General features: G+C 63.1%; 14 protein-coding genes. 8 read left to right on the top strand and 6 right to left on the bottom strand.

Features of this window, described 5'->3' with window-relative positions; all coding sequences use genetic code 11:
* Window positions 1-509: 509 nt before the first annotated feature.
* Together J2X76_RS20010 and J2X76_RS20005 are read left to right on the top strand one after the other, a co-directional pair.
* Window positions 510-878, top strand: coding sequence for an Hpt domain-containing protein (locus J2X76_RS20010; RefSeq protein ID WP_113129679.1), 369 nt, complete (start codon window positions 510-512; stop codon window positions 876-878).
* Between the two features lie 142 nt (window positions 879-1,020).
* On the top strand, window positions 1,021-1,341 hold the full coding sequence (locus J2X76_RS20005) for a 2Fe-2S iron-sulfur cluster-binding protein (protein WP_038542828.1): 321 nt from the start codon (window positions 1,021-1,023) through the stop codon (window positions 1,339-1,341).
* A 399-nt stretch (window positions 1,342-1,740) separates the two neighbouring features.
* On the opposite strand, the gene J2X76_RS20000 is transcribed toward J2X76_RS20005, so the two are convergent.
* The gene (locus tag J2X76_RS20000; protein ID WP_310219045.1) at window positions 1,741-2,361 is read right to left on the bottom strand and encodes a DUF922 domain-containing protein; all 621 of its coding nucleotides are present in this window, start codon (window positions 2,359-2,361) and stop codon (window positions 1,741-1,743) included.
* A 106-nt stretch (window positions 2,362-2,467) separates the two neighbouring features.
* Between J2X76_RS20000 and folP the strand changes: the two genes are divergently transcribed.
* From folP to folK, 3 genes are read left to right on the top strand one after another with little or no spacing between them, the layout of a single operon-like run.
* Window positions 2,468-3,337 (top strand): dihydropteroate synthase, encoded by an 870-nt coding sequence (gene folP, locus J2X76_RS19995; protein ID WP_310219043.1) that lies wholly within the window; start codon window positions 2,468-2,470, stop codon window positions 3,335-3,337.
* Window positions 3,337-3,702: a dihydroneopterin aldolase gene (folB, locus tag J2X76_RS19990; protein WP_310219042.1), complete on the top strand. Its 366-nt coding sequence runs from the start codon at window positions 3,337-3,339 to the stop codon at window positions 3,700-3,702. Before folP ends, folB begins: the two co-directional genes overlap by 1 nt.
* Complete coding sequence (gene folK / locus J2X76_RS19985; RefSeq protein WP_405030068.1) at window positions 3,671-4,213, top strand: 2-amino-4-hydroxy-6-hydroxymethyldihydropteridine diphosphokinase; 543 nt, start codon at window positions 3,671-3,673, stop codon at window positions 4,211-4,213. Before folB ends, folK begins: the two co-directional genes overlap by 32 nt.
* 13 nt (window positions 4,214-4,226) lie before the next feature.
* Here folK and J2X76_RS19980 read toward each other — a convergent pair whose 3' ends face one another.
* The 4 genes from J2X76_RS19980 to J2X76_RS19965 all read right to left on the bottom strand — a co-directional run bounded on the left by J2X76_RS19980 (window position 4,227) and on the right by J2X76_RS19965 (window position 8,043).
* Window positions 4,227-4,781: a hypothetical protein gene (locus J2X76_RS19980; protein ID WP_113129577.1), complete on the bottom strand. Its 555-nt coding sequence runs from the start codon at window positions 4,779-4,781 to the stop codon at window positions 4,227-4,229.
* A gap of 105 nt (window positions 4,782-4,886) precedes the next feature.
* Window positions 4,887-5,963 (bottom strand): TIGR01620 family protein, encoded by a 1,077-nt coding sequence (locus J2X76_RS19975; protein WP_310219040.1) that lies wholly within the window; start codon window positions 5,961-5,963, stop codon window positions 4,887-4,889.
* Entirely contained in the window at window positions 5,960-7,429 is a 1,470-nt protein-coding gene (locus tag J2X76_RS19970) for a YcjX family protein (RefSeq protein ID WP_310219039.1), read from the bottom strand. Before J2X76_RS19970 ends, J2X76_RS19975 begins: the two co-directional genes overlap by 4 nt.
* Before the next feature lie 104 nt (window positions 7,430-7,533).
* Window positions 7,534-8,043, bottom strand: coding sequence for a histidine phosphatase family protein (locus J2X76_RS19965; RefSeq protein ID WP_310219038.1), 510 nt, complete (start codon window positions 8,041-8,043; stop codon window positions 7,534-7,536).
* Between the two features lie 270 nt (window positions 8,044-8,313).
* On the opposite strand from J2X76_RS19965, the gene dksA reads away from it, so the two are divergent.
* Window positions 8,314-8,733 carry an RNA polymerase-binding protein DksA gene (gene dksA, locus J2X76_RS19960; protein WP_007771163.1) on the top strand — a complete coding sequence of 140 codons (420 nt, stop codon included), beginning with the start codon at window positions 8,314-8,316 and terminating at the stop codon, window positions 8,731-8,733.
* Between the two features lie 86 nt (window positions 8,734-8,819).
* Here the strand turns inward: dksA and J2X76_RS19955 are convergent, their stop codons facing one another.
* On the bottom strand, window positions 8,820-9,956 hold the full coding sequence (locus J2X76_RS19955) for a flagellar biosynthetic protein FliO (protein ID WP_310219037.1): 1,137 nt from the start codon (window positions 9,954-9,956) through the stop codon (window positions 8,820-8,822).
* A 252-nt stretch (window positions 9,957-10,208) separates the two neighbouring features.
* On the opposite strand from J2X76_RS19955, the gene cckA reads away from it, so the two are divergent.
* The gene (gene cckA / locus J2X76_RS19950; protein WP_113129581.1) at window positions 10,209-12,830 is read left to right on the top strand and encodes a cell cycle histidine kinase CckA; all 2,622 of its coding nucleotides are present in this window, start codon (window positions 10,209-10,211) and stop codon (window positions 12,828-12,830) included.
* Window positions 12,831-13,076: 246 nt separating this feature from the next.
* Window positions 13,077-14,165 carry a recombinase RecA gene (recA, locus tag J2X76_RS19945; RefSeq protein ID WP_113129582.1) on the top strand — a complete coding sequence of 363 codons (1,089 nt, stop codon included), beginning with the start codon at window positions 13,077-13,079 and terminating at the stop codon, window positions 14,163-14,165.
* Window positions 14,166-14,240 lie beyond the last annotated feature (75 nt).

Below are 14,240 nucleotides of genomic sequence, written 5' to 3'. Positions count from 1 at the left end.
GACCGACTCGCTGCTAGGGTTCTTTGCCATGCGGTTACGCCTCGTTACATACTCGCCCGGCAAATCCCATCTGACGCGCTGCCGCCCGCAGACCGACAGATGGAACGCTGCCTGCCGGAAACCCCGGATCCACAAAACGGACCTTGAGTTTCCTATTCATTTTTAAGTCGGACGGCCGTTCTTTCAAACGGATGATAATGAAAGCTTACCAACCTACCATCCGGGGCAAAAGGACGATATTCCCCGCCACCTTAGGCGTATTGTAGTGGCACATTCGGCCACTCTGCACAATTATGACGCCTGCCTTCGAATGATGCTGCGGAATGTTGTTAACAGAATTTAAACCATGCGAAGATGCAAAAGTCCTAAAATCCCGGGAGCTTAGCAGAAATTAACCATATGGGAAGAAACCGGCCCAGATTGTGCCGGAATTTAACGGGATAGCTGCGATTGGCCCGCACAATTCGGGACATTATCAGAAGAACAACAGGGAAAACAGGTTCATGGCAATGGCAGCCGTCAGTATTGCGTTCGAAGCCCCCGAAACGCTGCGGGGCGCTTGCCCTTCGCAGTCCCGTCCGATCGATCTCGTCCATCTCGCGACCCAGACCATGGGCGACAAGACCCTGGAAGTCGAAGTGCTCCAGATGTTCGCGCGCCAGGCGCGCCGGGCCCTGCACGACATGGCGAACGTCGATAGCGCCCAGGTCTCCGCAGCCGCGCATCGCCTCAAGGGGGCGGCCGCTGCCGTCGGCGCCTTCAAGGTTTCGGCTGCCGCCGAGCGCGTAGAGGACAACGGCTCCGACGCTTCTTTGCGGGCTGCTGTCGCCGCTGCGGTCGTCGAGGCCGAAAACTTCATCAACAAGCTCTGCCGCTGAAGCGATTCGGCGAATCAGCGTTGCGCGGCGCCGATGGAATAGTCGGCGGCGCCCGAAAATGTTGACTGTGCCGGGGTTTTATCGGAAGACAGCGCGCTTAAATAGTGTGCCCTGACCCTTCAACATCCCGGATTTCCCTATCATGACGAAACTGACCATCGTTGCCTTCGACGGAACGCGCTTCGATATCGAAGCCGAGCCAGGCTCCACAGTCATGGAGAATGCGGTTCGCAATTCCGTCCCCGGCATCGAGGCCGAATGCGGCGGCGCCTGCGCCTGTGCCACCTGTCATGTCTATGTCGACGAGGCCTGGACCGAAAAGGTCGGCCCGCCGGCGCCCATGGAAGAAGACATGCTGGACTTCGCCTTCGAGGTGAAGCCGAACTCGCGCCTTTCCTGTCAGATCAAGGTCAAGGCGGATCTCGACGGGCTCGTGGTCAACGTACCCGAGCGCCAGGCCTGATCACCGCCTGATCGTCCGTTCCAACGCAAAAAAAAGCCTCGCCCCGCAAAAGCGGCAAGCGAGGCAAGGCGGGCGCATCACCAGCAGGGGAGGGAGGAAACACCTGCGGCTTGAAGACGCGCCAGGAGAACTGAACACTGGAACCAAAACTCAGGAACACCTGAACTACCGCGTCCGACACATCGGTCCGAAAACCGGAAAGGTACGCTGATCCTGCGGCTATCTACCTCATCGGCTTCGTTTTTCGAAACGTTGGTAGGTAAGCTATGTCTTAGGTTATATCCGAGATTCGTATTTTAGACTATCACCATAAATCACCCGTCATTGACGGGGGATGACGCAAGCCTGGCAAAAGCTTCGCGGCGGTAGGCCGAACTGATTCACGAGAAAATGGCGGGGTTAGTCGCCGGATTTTTTCATCCGGTACTGCAGCAGCCGCATCATCCGGGCGTCGAAATTGGCCGCCTCGATCTGGTCGAATCGCAGCTGCTCGCGGTCGTGCGCCTCTAGGACCCGGCGGGTTGTCTCCGCTACCTGTTTTTCCAGCGAGTCGCAGCTCCTGCCGGGGGCAAGGCCGAGCAGTTCCCGTTCGAGCTGACGCGCATGGTTGCGGGCGATTTCCGCGTGTCGCTCCTCGTGGCGCTTGATGTCCTTCGACAGCGTATCCCAGATGAAGCCGAGATCGGCGGTGGCGCGGCCGCGATTGCCCCAGCGGGGCAGGATGATGTGGGTGCGAAGCGTCACCCGCACGCCGCCGACCGAGCAGCGGCCGCCGCTTTCCACATAGGTGACGTCGCCGCCGAACTTGATTTCGGTGGCGCCGGGGTGGCGATGGCCGCTCCCGCGGGTAAGGGGGCCGCGATTCTCCAGTTCCCGGTCGAGGTCTTCGGCCGTGCGCCCGCCGATCCGGAAATAGGAATAGGTCTTGTTGATGACCGGTTCCGCCATGGCCGTTGCAGGGATCGCGCAAAGGAGAAGAAAGACACCGAAAAGCCGGTGGACTCTGCGCATGGAGAACATTCTATGGCCTGCGACGTTGAACTTATGGGGACCTTGGGGCATAGCCAGCCTGAGCGCAACACAAAGGCATCAAATTTTGCGTTACCCTTCGACAGATGGCCGGCCGGTGATATCGCAGCGCAACAGCACCTGGCGTGTCGGGCGCGGCCGTGCCGTTGAACTCGGCCGCAAAGGCCAGATTATGGCGATCATCAACATCACGCCTGATTCCTTTTCCGACGGCGGAAAATACGGAAATGTCGATGCGGCGGTGGCTCACGCCCTTTCCTGCGTCCGCGACGGCGCCGACATCCTCGATATCGGCGGCGAATCGACGAGGCCGGGTGCTGCCGAGGTGACGGGGGCGGAAGAGCAGGATCGCGTCCTGCCGGTGATCGAAAAGCTCGCCGCCGAGACGGATGCGCTGATCTCGATCGATACCTATCGGGCCGAAACCGCCCGCCTGGCGGTGGCGGCGGGTGCCCATATCATCAACGACGTCCACGGGCTGCAGCGCGAGCCGGAGATCGCAACCGTTGCGGCTCAGACGTCTGCCGGCATCTGCATCATGCATACCGGCCGGGGTCGTGAAAAGCGCGCCGACCGGATCGCCGACCAGGAATTCTTCCTCCAGCAATCACTCGAGATCGCCCGCGCCGCCGGTATTCCCGACGAGGCGATCGTGCTCGATCCGGGATTCGGCTTCGCCAAGGACCGTGACGACGACCTGGAACTGATCGCCCGCTTCGCCGAACTGCATCGGCTGGGCTTCCCGTTGCTGGCCGGAACCTCGCGAAAACGCTTCATAGGGGCGGTGACCGGTCGCGAGAAGGCTAACGAGCGCGACGTTGGTACTGCGGCGACCACGGTGATCCTGCGGCTTGCGGGCGCATCGATCTTCCGCGTTCACAATGTCGCCGCCAATCGCGATGCGCTGGCGATCGCCGACGCGGTTCTCGCCGCAGCCGCCGCTGACGACCAGAGAAAGGGCCCGTGATGGCGACCTACACGATCACGCTGAAGAATTGTGCCTTCTACGCCAGGCATGGCGCCTTCGAGCAGGAGGCGACGCTCGGCCAGCGGTTCTTCATCGACGTCATCATGGATGTGGAGGCCGACGAGGCGCTCGAAAACGACGATGTCGCCAGCACGGTGCATTACGGCATCGCCTACGAGATCGTCGAGAAGGTGGTGACCGGACACCGGCGCAATCTCATCGAGACGCTTGCCAAGGACATCGCCAAGGCGCTCTGCGCCTGGACGCCGCAGATCCGCCGCGCGGAGATCGCCGTGCGCAAGCCGAGCGTACCGATCCCCGGTATCCTGGACTATGCGGAGGTTCGCGTTGAGCATTTCGCCTGAAAAGACGTTCGAGATCGCCGCGCTCGGGCTCGGCGGCAATATCGGCTATCCGCCGTCTTCCATGGCCGAAGCCCTCAGGCAGCTCGATGCGCGCGAGGACTGTCGGATCGTCGCCGTCTCGAAACTTTATTCGACCCCGCCCTGGGGCAAGACCGACCAGGCCGATTTCTTCAACTGCTGCGTTCTGGTGGAGACCTCGCTGGAGCCCGAAGACCTGCTGGATGTCTGTCTGTCGATCGAGCGGGGCATGAAGCGTGTCCGCCTGGAGCGCTGGGGACCGCGCACCATCGACATCGATATCCTGACCTACGGCACCCGCGAGCGGAGAAGCGAAAAGCTGGAAGTGCCGCATCCGCGCATGACCGACCGCGGCTTCGTGATGATGCCGCTGGCCGACATCGCGCCGGATCTGCTGGTGAAGGGAAGGGCAGTGCGCGACTGGCTTCTGGAAGCCGATACGGCTGGCATCAGAGTCGCGCGGGAGAGCCAGGACTGGTGGCGGGGCGCCTGAGCGCCCGGCGCTGTTACTGCTGGATCGAGCCGACGGCGATCGAATCCATGTCGCGGTCGAGGCTGAGGCCGATCACCGGGACCATCTGGTCCTCGACCTTGATCGAGATGGTGATGTTCATCTTGTTTTCGCCGCGCAGGCTCGCCACCATCGCGCCGTTGAGCTGATTGCGGTTGATGCCCATGACGACCTTGTCGCCGCTGACCGAGCCGGAAATGATATCGAGGCCCTTGCCTTCGGCGCCGTCCAGGAACTTGCCGGTATAACCGCGGCCGCTCTGGGTTATCGTGGCCGACATCGGCTGCTGGAACACGCCGACGCGGCAGGTGCCGTCGAGCTTGATGCCGACATTGCTGTCCGCGACGGCGGCGCCGGTCAGGTTGCAGCTGAATTTCGTACCCTTGTATTTGCCGGCGACGATTTCGCCAGGGCCTTTCCAGACGCCGGCGACCGACTGGAAGAAAGCCTTGTCGCGTGGAGCAGCTTCAGCCTGCGGCGCCATGGCGGAGGTCGCTGCGACTGTCAGAATGGCGAACCCGCCGAGAAGCGAAAAGAAGCGCGAATACATGAACTTTCCCCTGACGAGCGGCTACTTTAAGTGTCACGTAATTTAAGTGGGAATGGTTAACGACTGGTGACTGTGGCCGGATCGGGGCGGCAGGGCGACCCTCTATTATTCGTCTTTCCGCCCGCCGACGCTCGCGATGTCCGAGATGAAGTCGCCGATCCCGGGCCTTTTGACCGCCCGGAAGGGCAGCGGCCGGCAGAGATCCATGGCGGCGATGCCGATTCGCGCCGTCAGCAGGCCGTTGATCACGCCTTCGCCGAGACGCTTGGACAGTTTCGAGGCAAGGCCGTGGCCGAGAACCTGTTGCGCAAGGCCGTCGCCGACCGCGATCGAGCCGGTGACGGCAAGATGGGCGATGACATCCCGCATCAGCCGCAGCAGTCCGAGCGTGCCCGGGCGGCCGCCATAGAGTTCGGCCATGGCCCGGATCAGCCGGGTGACTTCGAAGAGCACATAGGCGAGGTCGACGATGGCGCGCGGACTGACGGCGGTGACCACCGAGACACGCTTCGACGAGCCGAGAATGAGCGCCCGGGCCTTGCGGTCGAGCGGCGCCAGAAGCTCCCGTTCGGCAAGCTCGATAAGCTGTGGTCCGTCGATGATCTCGTCCTTCGTGGCGTCCAGGTTCGCGCGACCCCTGGCGGTCTCTGCCCGGTGACCGAGGATCTTTGTGAGCGCGGCGACGACGGCGCGCGCGGCGGTCGGGCGAGGGGAAAGGGCCGCCTCTTCCGCCTGGGCCTTCAGCGTCTGGACCGCGGAAAGCCGCATCATGCCGAAAATCTCGCGGCCGACGATAACGGCGACGGCCAGGAGCCCGACGGCAAGAGCGGTGAGGGCGGCATATCCCAGCCAGTCGGCACGGGTAAACAGGTCTCGGACGACGCTATCGGCCCAGAGCCCGAAAGCGAGCGACAGGAAGGTGCCGAAGGCGGCCGCCGCCAGGTTGACGAACGAGAATTTTTTGCGCGGCCGCGGTTCGGCGACGGGAATCGCCTCCGCCGCCAGTTCGGGCGGCGTCACGAATGGATCCTGTTCGTCGGGCGTCACCACGACGCCGTCCTCGAAGCTGCGCGGGCTGCGGCGAGCGACGGGCAGGGACTGGTTTGCGGACACGCTCTCCTCTTCGACCGAAAAGGAGGCGGGACGGCGCTTGCCGTTCGGGGATGATTCGGGCGGTCTCATGCGAGGCGGTCTCCGAACAGGAACTGCATGGCGCGGTCGAGCCGGATATGCGGCACGGAGAGCTTCATCCCGCCATTCGCCTCTTCGAGCGCCGGCGGGCGGAAACGCACCACATTGATCTCCGGCAGCTCCGCGTCGACGGAATCAAGTTGCTGAAAGAATGCTTCAGGATCATCCGGCAAGTCACCGGGAAATATGGCAGTTTTCTTAATGCCGTCGAAGCGTTCGCCATTGATCGTTTCGCCCGAAATCGGTGTGCCGACGATGACCGGCAGGAGATGGCCGTCTTCCTTGACGGTCGCCTCCCGGGTGGCGCGCACCGATGCGATCGCCATCACCTCGATGCCGGCGCCGGCCATGCCTATACGCTGGACGGCGCGATCGACCAGCCGGCCGGTGAGCCGTTCCAGCCGGTCGTGGCTTTCGTGATGCAGGTGATCCGCCTTGGTGGCCGCCACCAGGACCCTGTCGATCCGGCGGCCGATCAGGGACGAGAAGAAACTATTATGGCCGGGCCGGAAACAGGCGAGCACGTCGGTCAGCGCCCGTTCCAGATCCTGCACCGCTTCGGGACCGCGGTTGATCGCCTGCAGCGCGTCGATCAGCACGATCTGGCGGTCGAGCCGGGCAAAATGCTCACGGAAGAACGGTTTGACGACGACGTTCTTGTAGGCCTCGTAGCGGCGCTCCATCATCGCCCGCAGCGAACCTTTTGGCGCTTTGGTGTCGGGCATGTCCGGCAGCGGCGTGAAAGTGAGCGCCGGCGAGCCTTCGAGATCGCCGGGCATCAGGAAGCGGCCGGGCGGCAGGGTCGAAAGCGAGCGCTCATCCGCCTTGCAGGCCCTGAGATAGGCGGCAAAGGCTTCCGCCAGCCGCCGGGCCGTCATTTCGTCGGCCGGCGCGTCCGCGTCGATGCCGCGCGCAAGCGCCAGCCATTCGCGCGCCAGTTCCTCGCGGATGCCGGTCCCGGCAAGGGCGACGGTATTGTCGCTGAATGTGCGGAAATCCTGGGCCAGCAGCGGCAGGTCGAGCAGCCATTCGCCGGGATAATCGACGATGTCGATCGACAATCTGCCGCGCGAGAACATCCGGCCCCAGCCGCTGGCACTCTGGTAGTCGAGGGTGATCCGCAGCTCGGAGATGGCACGGGTCGAATCCGGCCAGATGCGGTCGCGGACCAGGGCCTGGATATGGTCTTCGTATTGGAAGCGCGGGATGGCGTCGTCCGGCTGCGGCTCGAGCCGCACCGCGGAGACCCGGCCGGAGCGCAAGGCTTCGAAAAGCGGCAACCGCCCGCCGTTCAGGAGATTATGGACGAGCGACGAGATGAACACGGTCTTGCCGGCACGCGACAGCCCGGTCACGCCGAGCCTGATCGTCGGATGCACGAGGCCCGAAGCACGGTCTGCGATATTGTCGAGCGCGATGCGCGCATCATCCGAGAAGCTGGTAAGCGAAGGCGGCAAGGCGTCGTTCCGGGTCCAGTGTTTACGCCTATATAGGAAGCCGTCGCGCGGCCGCAAAGTGCAAGAATCCGGCGGCGGGCGGCCAGGCCGTTACGGCATCCGGTTCAGGCAGTCAGGAAGTCGGTCAGCACCCAGGCGGCATCCGAGCCGGCGACGAAACCGCGATAGTCGAGCACCGCAAGGCCGGCGGGAGGGTAGCCGCCCGGAACCGCCGCCACCATCTGGTCGGCGCCGATCAACCCCTCCAGGACTTCCTCCATGGTCGGGTTGTGGCCGACGAGCATGACCGAACCGCTGTCCCTCTGGCCCGCAAGGATGGCGAGATAGGTGCCGAGCGAGCCGTTATAGAGCTCGTCGACGAAGAGCGGCTCGATTTCCTCGCTGATCGCGCGGCGGACGGCTTCGGCCGTCTGGCGGCACCGCATGGCGGTGGAGCTGATCAGGATATCGGGGCGGTAGCTGCGGTCGGCCGCCTTGTCGGCAACGATCTCGGCCTGGGCAAAACCCTGGTTGTCGAGGGGACGGTCGAAATCGTGCTGTCCGGGCTCCGCCCAGCCGGATTTGGCATGGCGCAGGAGGTAGATGCGGGAAGGAGGAGGAGTGATCGTCGTCATGCCCGGCACCGCTGTTAGGAGGATGGAAGGCATGGGTAGCCTTTCGGCACGAGGCTCGTCAACTGCCGCAGATGTTTCGAAATAGCGAGGTCAGGCAGATCCGGTTGTGGAGAAGAGTTTTGGGGGCTTCGAATAAAAGCTTAAAAAATAGCCGTTTAGCGGATTTTTATGACAGTTTTAAAAATGCCTTAATACTGAGCGCGAGGCTTGAATCCGGATAGCGGGATAGGATATAGAGCGCCGCATGAGATGTTCTTCAGGAGAATCGCGTTGAGTGAGAAGATCGATCTTAGCAACTATGTGCTCTCGGAAAACGATGAGTTCATGAATGCAAATCAGAAGGCATACTTCCGGGCAAAGCTGATCGCCTGGAAAAATGACATCCTGAGAGAAGCGCGCGAAACGCTGGGCCACCTGGCCGAAGAAAGCGCCAACCACCCCGATCTCGCCGATCGGGCTTCCTCCGAAACCGACAGAGCCATCGAACTTCGAGCCCGTGACCGTCAGCGCAAGCTGATTTCCAAAATCGATGCCGCCTTGCAGCGCATCGAGGACGGTACCTACGGTTACTGCGAGGAAACGGGCGAACCGATCGGCCTCAAGCGTCTCGACGCTCGCCCGATCGCCACGCTGTCGATCGAAGCGCAGGAACGCCACGAGCGTCGTGAAAAGGTCTATCGGGACGAATAACTCGCCCGATCAACGGCAAACGAATTCAAGGCACGGTTTTCCGTGCCTTTTTTCTTTGCCGAAGTTCCAGCGACGGAGGCATCCGCTCACTTGTCGCGGGTGACGGACATTTCCCCGAATATCCGCGCGACTTCCGACTGCAGGCTCGGTTCCGGCGTGGCGCCGGTGACAGGCGGCACGCCGGGGTTCCGCGGCTGTGTCTGGCGGTTCGGCTGCGGGATGACCACCGGCTCGCGGGCCGCGAGGTTATTGGCCATTTCCTCTTCGAGGATCCGTTCGAAATCGCTGCCGAGCTGCTTCGGCTTCTCGGCGGCAGATTGAACGGCGGGAGGTACGATCGCGGCGCTGACCGGCACGACGCGGGGCTCGGGCGTCTCCTGGAAGACGCGTCCGCGGGCTGCATCGAGAACATCCACCGCATCGTCAAAGGCCGGAACCTGAGGAGGAGCGGGAGCGGGCGCAGGCGTCACCGGTGTCGCGGCCGCCGCCAGTGCCGCGATCGGCCGCAGCGGCTCCGGTTTTACCTCCGGGGCCTGGCGGGCCGGCGGTTCCGGCCGGAGGGTGGCGACCGGCTCGGGAGCGGCGTTGGCAGCCGGTGCGGGTGAAGCGGCCGGTGCGGGGCGGGGTGCGAGCGTACCGCTCATGGGGATCGGCGCCCCGAGAGCAGGCGCTGCCGTCGGCGCCTCGGCCGGAGCGGCACGAGGCGTCTCGCGCGGCAAGGACGCGCTTTCGCGGACCGGCTCCGGGCGCGTCTCCGGCATCGCCGGGCGTGGAACGGGCGCTGGCCGGAGCTCGGCAACGGCCGCCGGCCGCGGTTCGGCAATCGCGGGCGGTCGGGGTTCCATGGCCTGTACCGCCTGAAGCGGCACGGTCATGTCCAGCGGCTGGAACCGGCTGGCCGCAGCGGCCGCGATGGCCGGCGTTGCGGATGCCGACGTGGTGATTCCGCTTTCGATGACGATGTCGGTCGGACCGCCGATCATGATCAGATGTTCCACGCCGTCGCGACGGATGAGAACCAGGCGACGCCGGGTATCGACGGCTGCCGCATCCAGCACCTGCAGCCGCGGCTGGCGGTTCTTGCCGCCGCGCACGAAGGGCGAGGGGCCGCTGCGGCTGCGGATCAGCCACAACACGCCGATGAGAACGAGAAGGCCAATGCCGACGCCGACGACTGCGATCACCAGGCGGCCCCCATAGGCCCCCATCAGGTCTTCGAACATCTCTTGCCACTCCTCATGTAAACGCCGCGGTAAAAAACGACTTTTTTCCTACCGAAGCAAGCTGCTAACTGTCATTGTCCCGCGCTGAAAGACAGCGCAGAAAAGCAAAGATAGGTCACTACGCCGAACTGTCCCGGCTTTTGTGGCCTTGCGGAGCTTTTTGCTGAACCTGCAACTTGCTAATAAGGAATCACGGGAACCCCGATCCCTGAATGTTCATGGCCGCAGCGCCGGTCGAAATGCGAGGAATTGATGACGAAGTTGCAGCAAAGCGGCAACTACGAGGCGCCCCTGGTGGAAAAAGGGACGCGTGGCGGTACCATCATCCGGATCGTTCTCCTGGCGCTCGTTCTCTGTGGTGTGGCCGCCGGTTTCGTGTTGTTCCAGCATGCGCTCGACAACGAGCTGGTGCTCGGCCTGCTCGGCATCCTCGCCATGGTCGGGATATTCTTCCTGGTGTCGTCGATCATCGGCCTCGTCGAGGTGATGCCGCAATCGCGTTCCGACGAACTGGCCCGCGGTTTCCTCGCCAATCATCCCGACGGCATTCTGATCACCGACGTCAAGGGTCGCATCCTCTACGCCAATGCCGCCTATGGCCGGATGACCGGCGCGACCAGGGCAAGCAATGTTCAGTCGCTCGAAGCGCTTTTGTCCAAGACCCGCGAATCGACCGAGGCGCTCTACCGGCTGACCACGGCGCTGCGCGAAGGCCGCGAAGGCCACGAGGAGTTCCGGCTTCTCCAGCCGATCGGACGCCCGACCGGAAACGGTTCCGGCGCCCACTGGTACCGCCTCAAGGCGAGGCTGCTGACCCCCGCCGACAGCCGCAAGGGCCAGCTTGATATCTGGCAGATCACCGACATCACCTCGGAACGCGACGACCAGGAGCGGTTCTTCCGCGAGCTGCAGAACGCCATCGACTATCTCGACCATGCGCCGGCCGGTTTCTTCTCCGCCGGCAAGAAGGGCGAGATCTTCTATCTGAACGCCACGCTCGCCGAATGGCTCGGCATCGACCTCACCAAATTCGCTCCGCGCTCGCTGACGATTGCCGATCTGGTGGCGGGCGAGGGCATGGCGCTGATCCAGTCGGTGCAGGCGGCCCCCGGCCTCAAGCGCACCGAAACGCTCGACCTCGACCTGCGCCGCGCCAACGGCCAGAGCCTGCCCGTGCGCCTGGTGCATAATGTCAGCGCCACCCGCGATGGCGCGCCGGGCGAAAGCCGCACCATCGTGCTGGCGCGGCCGAAGGGCGGCGAGGGCGACCAGTCGGCCTCCGCGATGCGCTTCACGCGTTTCTTCAACAACACCCCGATGGCGATAGCTTCGGTCGACGGCGAAGGCCGGATCCTGCGCATCAATGCGCCGTTCCTCAAGCTGTTTGCCGGTGTGGTTTCCCGCGACGATGTGGATGCCGGCATCGAACTCGACAGGATCGTCCACGACAATTCCCGCCAGCCGCTGATGCAGGCGATCGCCGCCGCCAAGGACGGCCAGGGCGATATCGCCCCGATCGATTCGCGTCATCCGGGCGACGAGAACCGTTACGTACGCTTCTATGTGAATGCCGTGATCGACGAGAGCGACGAGGCGCCGGAAGAGGCGGCGATCGTTTATGCCGTCGAGACGACCGAGCAGAAGGCGCTCGAAACCCAGATGGCCCAGACCCAGAAGCTCAATGCGGTTGGCACGCTGGCGGGCGGCATCGCGCACGACTTCAACAACGTGCTGACCGCGATCCTTCTGTCCTCCGACCATCTCCTGCTGCAGGCGCGCCCCTCCGACGCAAGCTTTGCGGACCTGATGGAGATCAAGCGCAACGCCAACCGCGCCGCGGTTCTGGTGCGCCAGCTGCTTGCCTTCTCGCGCAAGCAGACCATGCGGCCGGCGGTGCTGAATTTGACCGATGTCGTCGGCGACCTGCGCATGCTCGTCGACCGGCTGATCTCCGGCACCAATGTGAAGCTCGAAGTGGATTACGGCCGCGATCTCTGGCCGGTTCGTACCGACCTGTCGCAGTTCGAGCAGGTGCTGATCAATCTCTGCGTCAACGCACGCGACGCCATGCCCCAGGGCGGCACGATCCTGATCAAGACCCGCAACGTCTCCGCCGAGGATGCAGGCGGCTTCCACCAGGCGGATCTGCCGGCCGAGGATTTCGTCATGGTCGAGGTGTCCGACACCGGCTCTGGCATTCCGCCCGAAATCATGGACAAGATCTTCGAGCCGTTCTTCACCACCAAGGAAGTGGGCAAGGGCACCGGCCTCGGCCTCTCCATGGTCTACGGCATCGTCAAGCAGTCCGGCGGCTATATCTATCCCGAATCGGAAGTCGGCCGCGGTACCAGTTTCCGCATCTTCCTGCCGCGCCACATTCCCGAAGCGCCGGTCATCGTGCAGGAGGCCGTTTCGGCAGACGCAACCGCCGTGTCTGCCCAGCCGGCCGTTGTGGCACCCGTCGTGTCGACGCCCGCCTCCGACGATCTGGACCTTACCGGAAAATCGGCGGTCGTCCTGCTCGTCGAGGACGAGGAGGCCGTCCGCCGCGGCGGCAAGCGCATGCTGGAAACGCGTGGCTATACCGTGCATGAGGCGGGCTCCGGCACCGAGGCGCTCGATATCATGGAAGAGCTTCAGGGCCAGGTGGATATCGTCGTCTCCGACGTCGTCATGCCGGAAATGGATGGGCCGACGCTTCTGACCGAGCTGCGCAAGACTTATCCGGATCTGAAGTTCATCTTCGTCTCCGGTTATGCCGAGGATGCTTTTGCCCGCAACCTGCCCGCCGACGCCAAGTTCGGCTTCCTGCCGAAGCCGTTTTCGCTGAAGCAGCTCGCGGTCGCGGTCCGGGAAATGCTCGATTCGGAGTGAGAATCGGACAGACCCTCATGAAATTTCAAACGTCGCGATTCGTCGCGCGAGCGTTGCGCGATGTTGATTTCAAACGCGAATTTTCCACACCTCAACAGGCGTGAACATCCTGGGAACGGAACGGAAATATCTATTTCGAGTCAATCTCTTGTCTGGCTCTTGCCAAATGAGAACAAAATAGGTACATCACCTTTATCGGCTGCTTCATTGCTTGCGCGGCGGCAATAACCTAAAGGTGGGATCAACATGGCACAGAACTCGTTGCGGCTGGTAGAGGATAAAGGCGTGGACAAGAGCAAGGCGCTGGAAGCAGCACTGTCACAGATCGAACGATCCTTCGGTAAGGGATCGATCATGAAGCTCGGTTCGAACGAGAATATCGTTGAGATCGAGACGGTTTCGACCGGCTCTCTCAGCCTCGACATCGCGCTTGGCATCGGTGGCCTGCCGAAGGGCCGCATCATCGAAATCTACGGTCCGGAAAGCTCCGGCAAGACGACGCTCGCGCTGCAGACGATCGCCGAAGCCCAGAAGAAGGGCGGCATCTGCGCCTTCGTCGATGCCGAACATGCGCTCGATCCGGTCTATGCCCGCAAGCTCGGCGTCGATCTCCAGAACCTGCTGATCTCGCAGCCGGATACCGGTGAACAGGCGCTCGAAATCACCGACACGCTGGTCCGGTCCGGCGCAGTCGACGTCCTCGTCGTCGACTCGGTCGCCGCATTGACCCCGCGCGCCGAAATCGAAGGCGAGATGGGCGACAGCCTGCCGGGTCTCCAGGCCCGCCTGATGAGCCAGGCGCTGCGCAAGCTGACCGCTTCGATCTCCAAGTCGAACTGCATGGTGATCTTCATCAACCAGATCCGCATGAAGATCGGCGTGATGTTCGGTTCTCCGGAAACCACCACCGGCGGCAACGCCCTGAAGTTCTACGCCTCGGTTCGCCTCGATATCCGCCGTATCGGCCAGGTCAAGGAGCGCGAGGAAGTGGTCGGCAACCAGACCCGCGTCAAGGTCGTCAAGAACAAGATGGCGCCTCCCTTCAAGCAGGTCGAATTCGACATCATGTATGGCGAAGGCGTTTCCAAGACCGGCGAACTGATCGATCTCGGCGTCAAGGCCGGCATCGTCGAGAAGTCCGGCGCCTGGTTCTCCTATAACAGCCAGCGCCTCGGCCAGGGCCGCGAGAACGCCAAGACCTTCCTGCGCGACAATCCTGAACTTGCCCGCGAGATCGAGACGTCGCTCCGCCAGAATGCCGGCCTCATCGCCGACCGCTTCCTGCAGAACGGTGGTCCCGACGCTGACGACGGCGACGCGGCTGCGGATATGTAAGCGGTCCCGCCGCACTCGGAGTTTTCTCCGGCCGCTTGCAATCGACCGGTCGCCATCGAAAGATGAGCGGCCGGT

Source organism: Neorhizobium sp. 2083, assembly GCF_031455615.1.
Lineage (GTDB): Bacteria > Pseudomonadota > Alphaproteobacteria > Rhizobiales > Rhizobiaceae > Neorhizobium.
The sequence above is the reverse complement of the archived record's forward strand: the minus strand, read 5'-3'. Positions and strand labels throughout refer to the sequence as shown.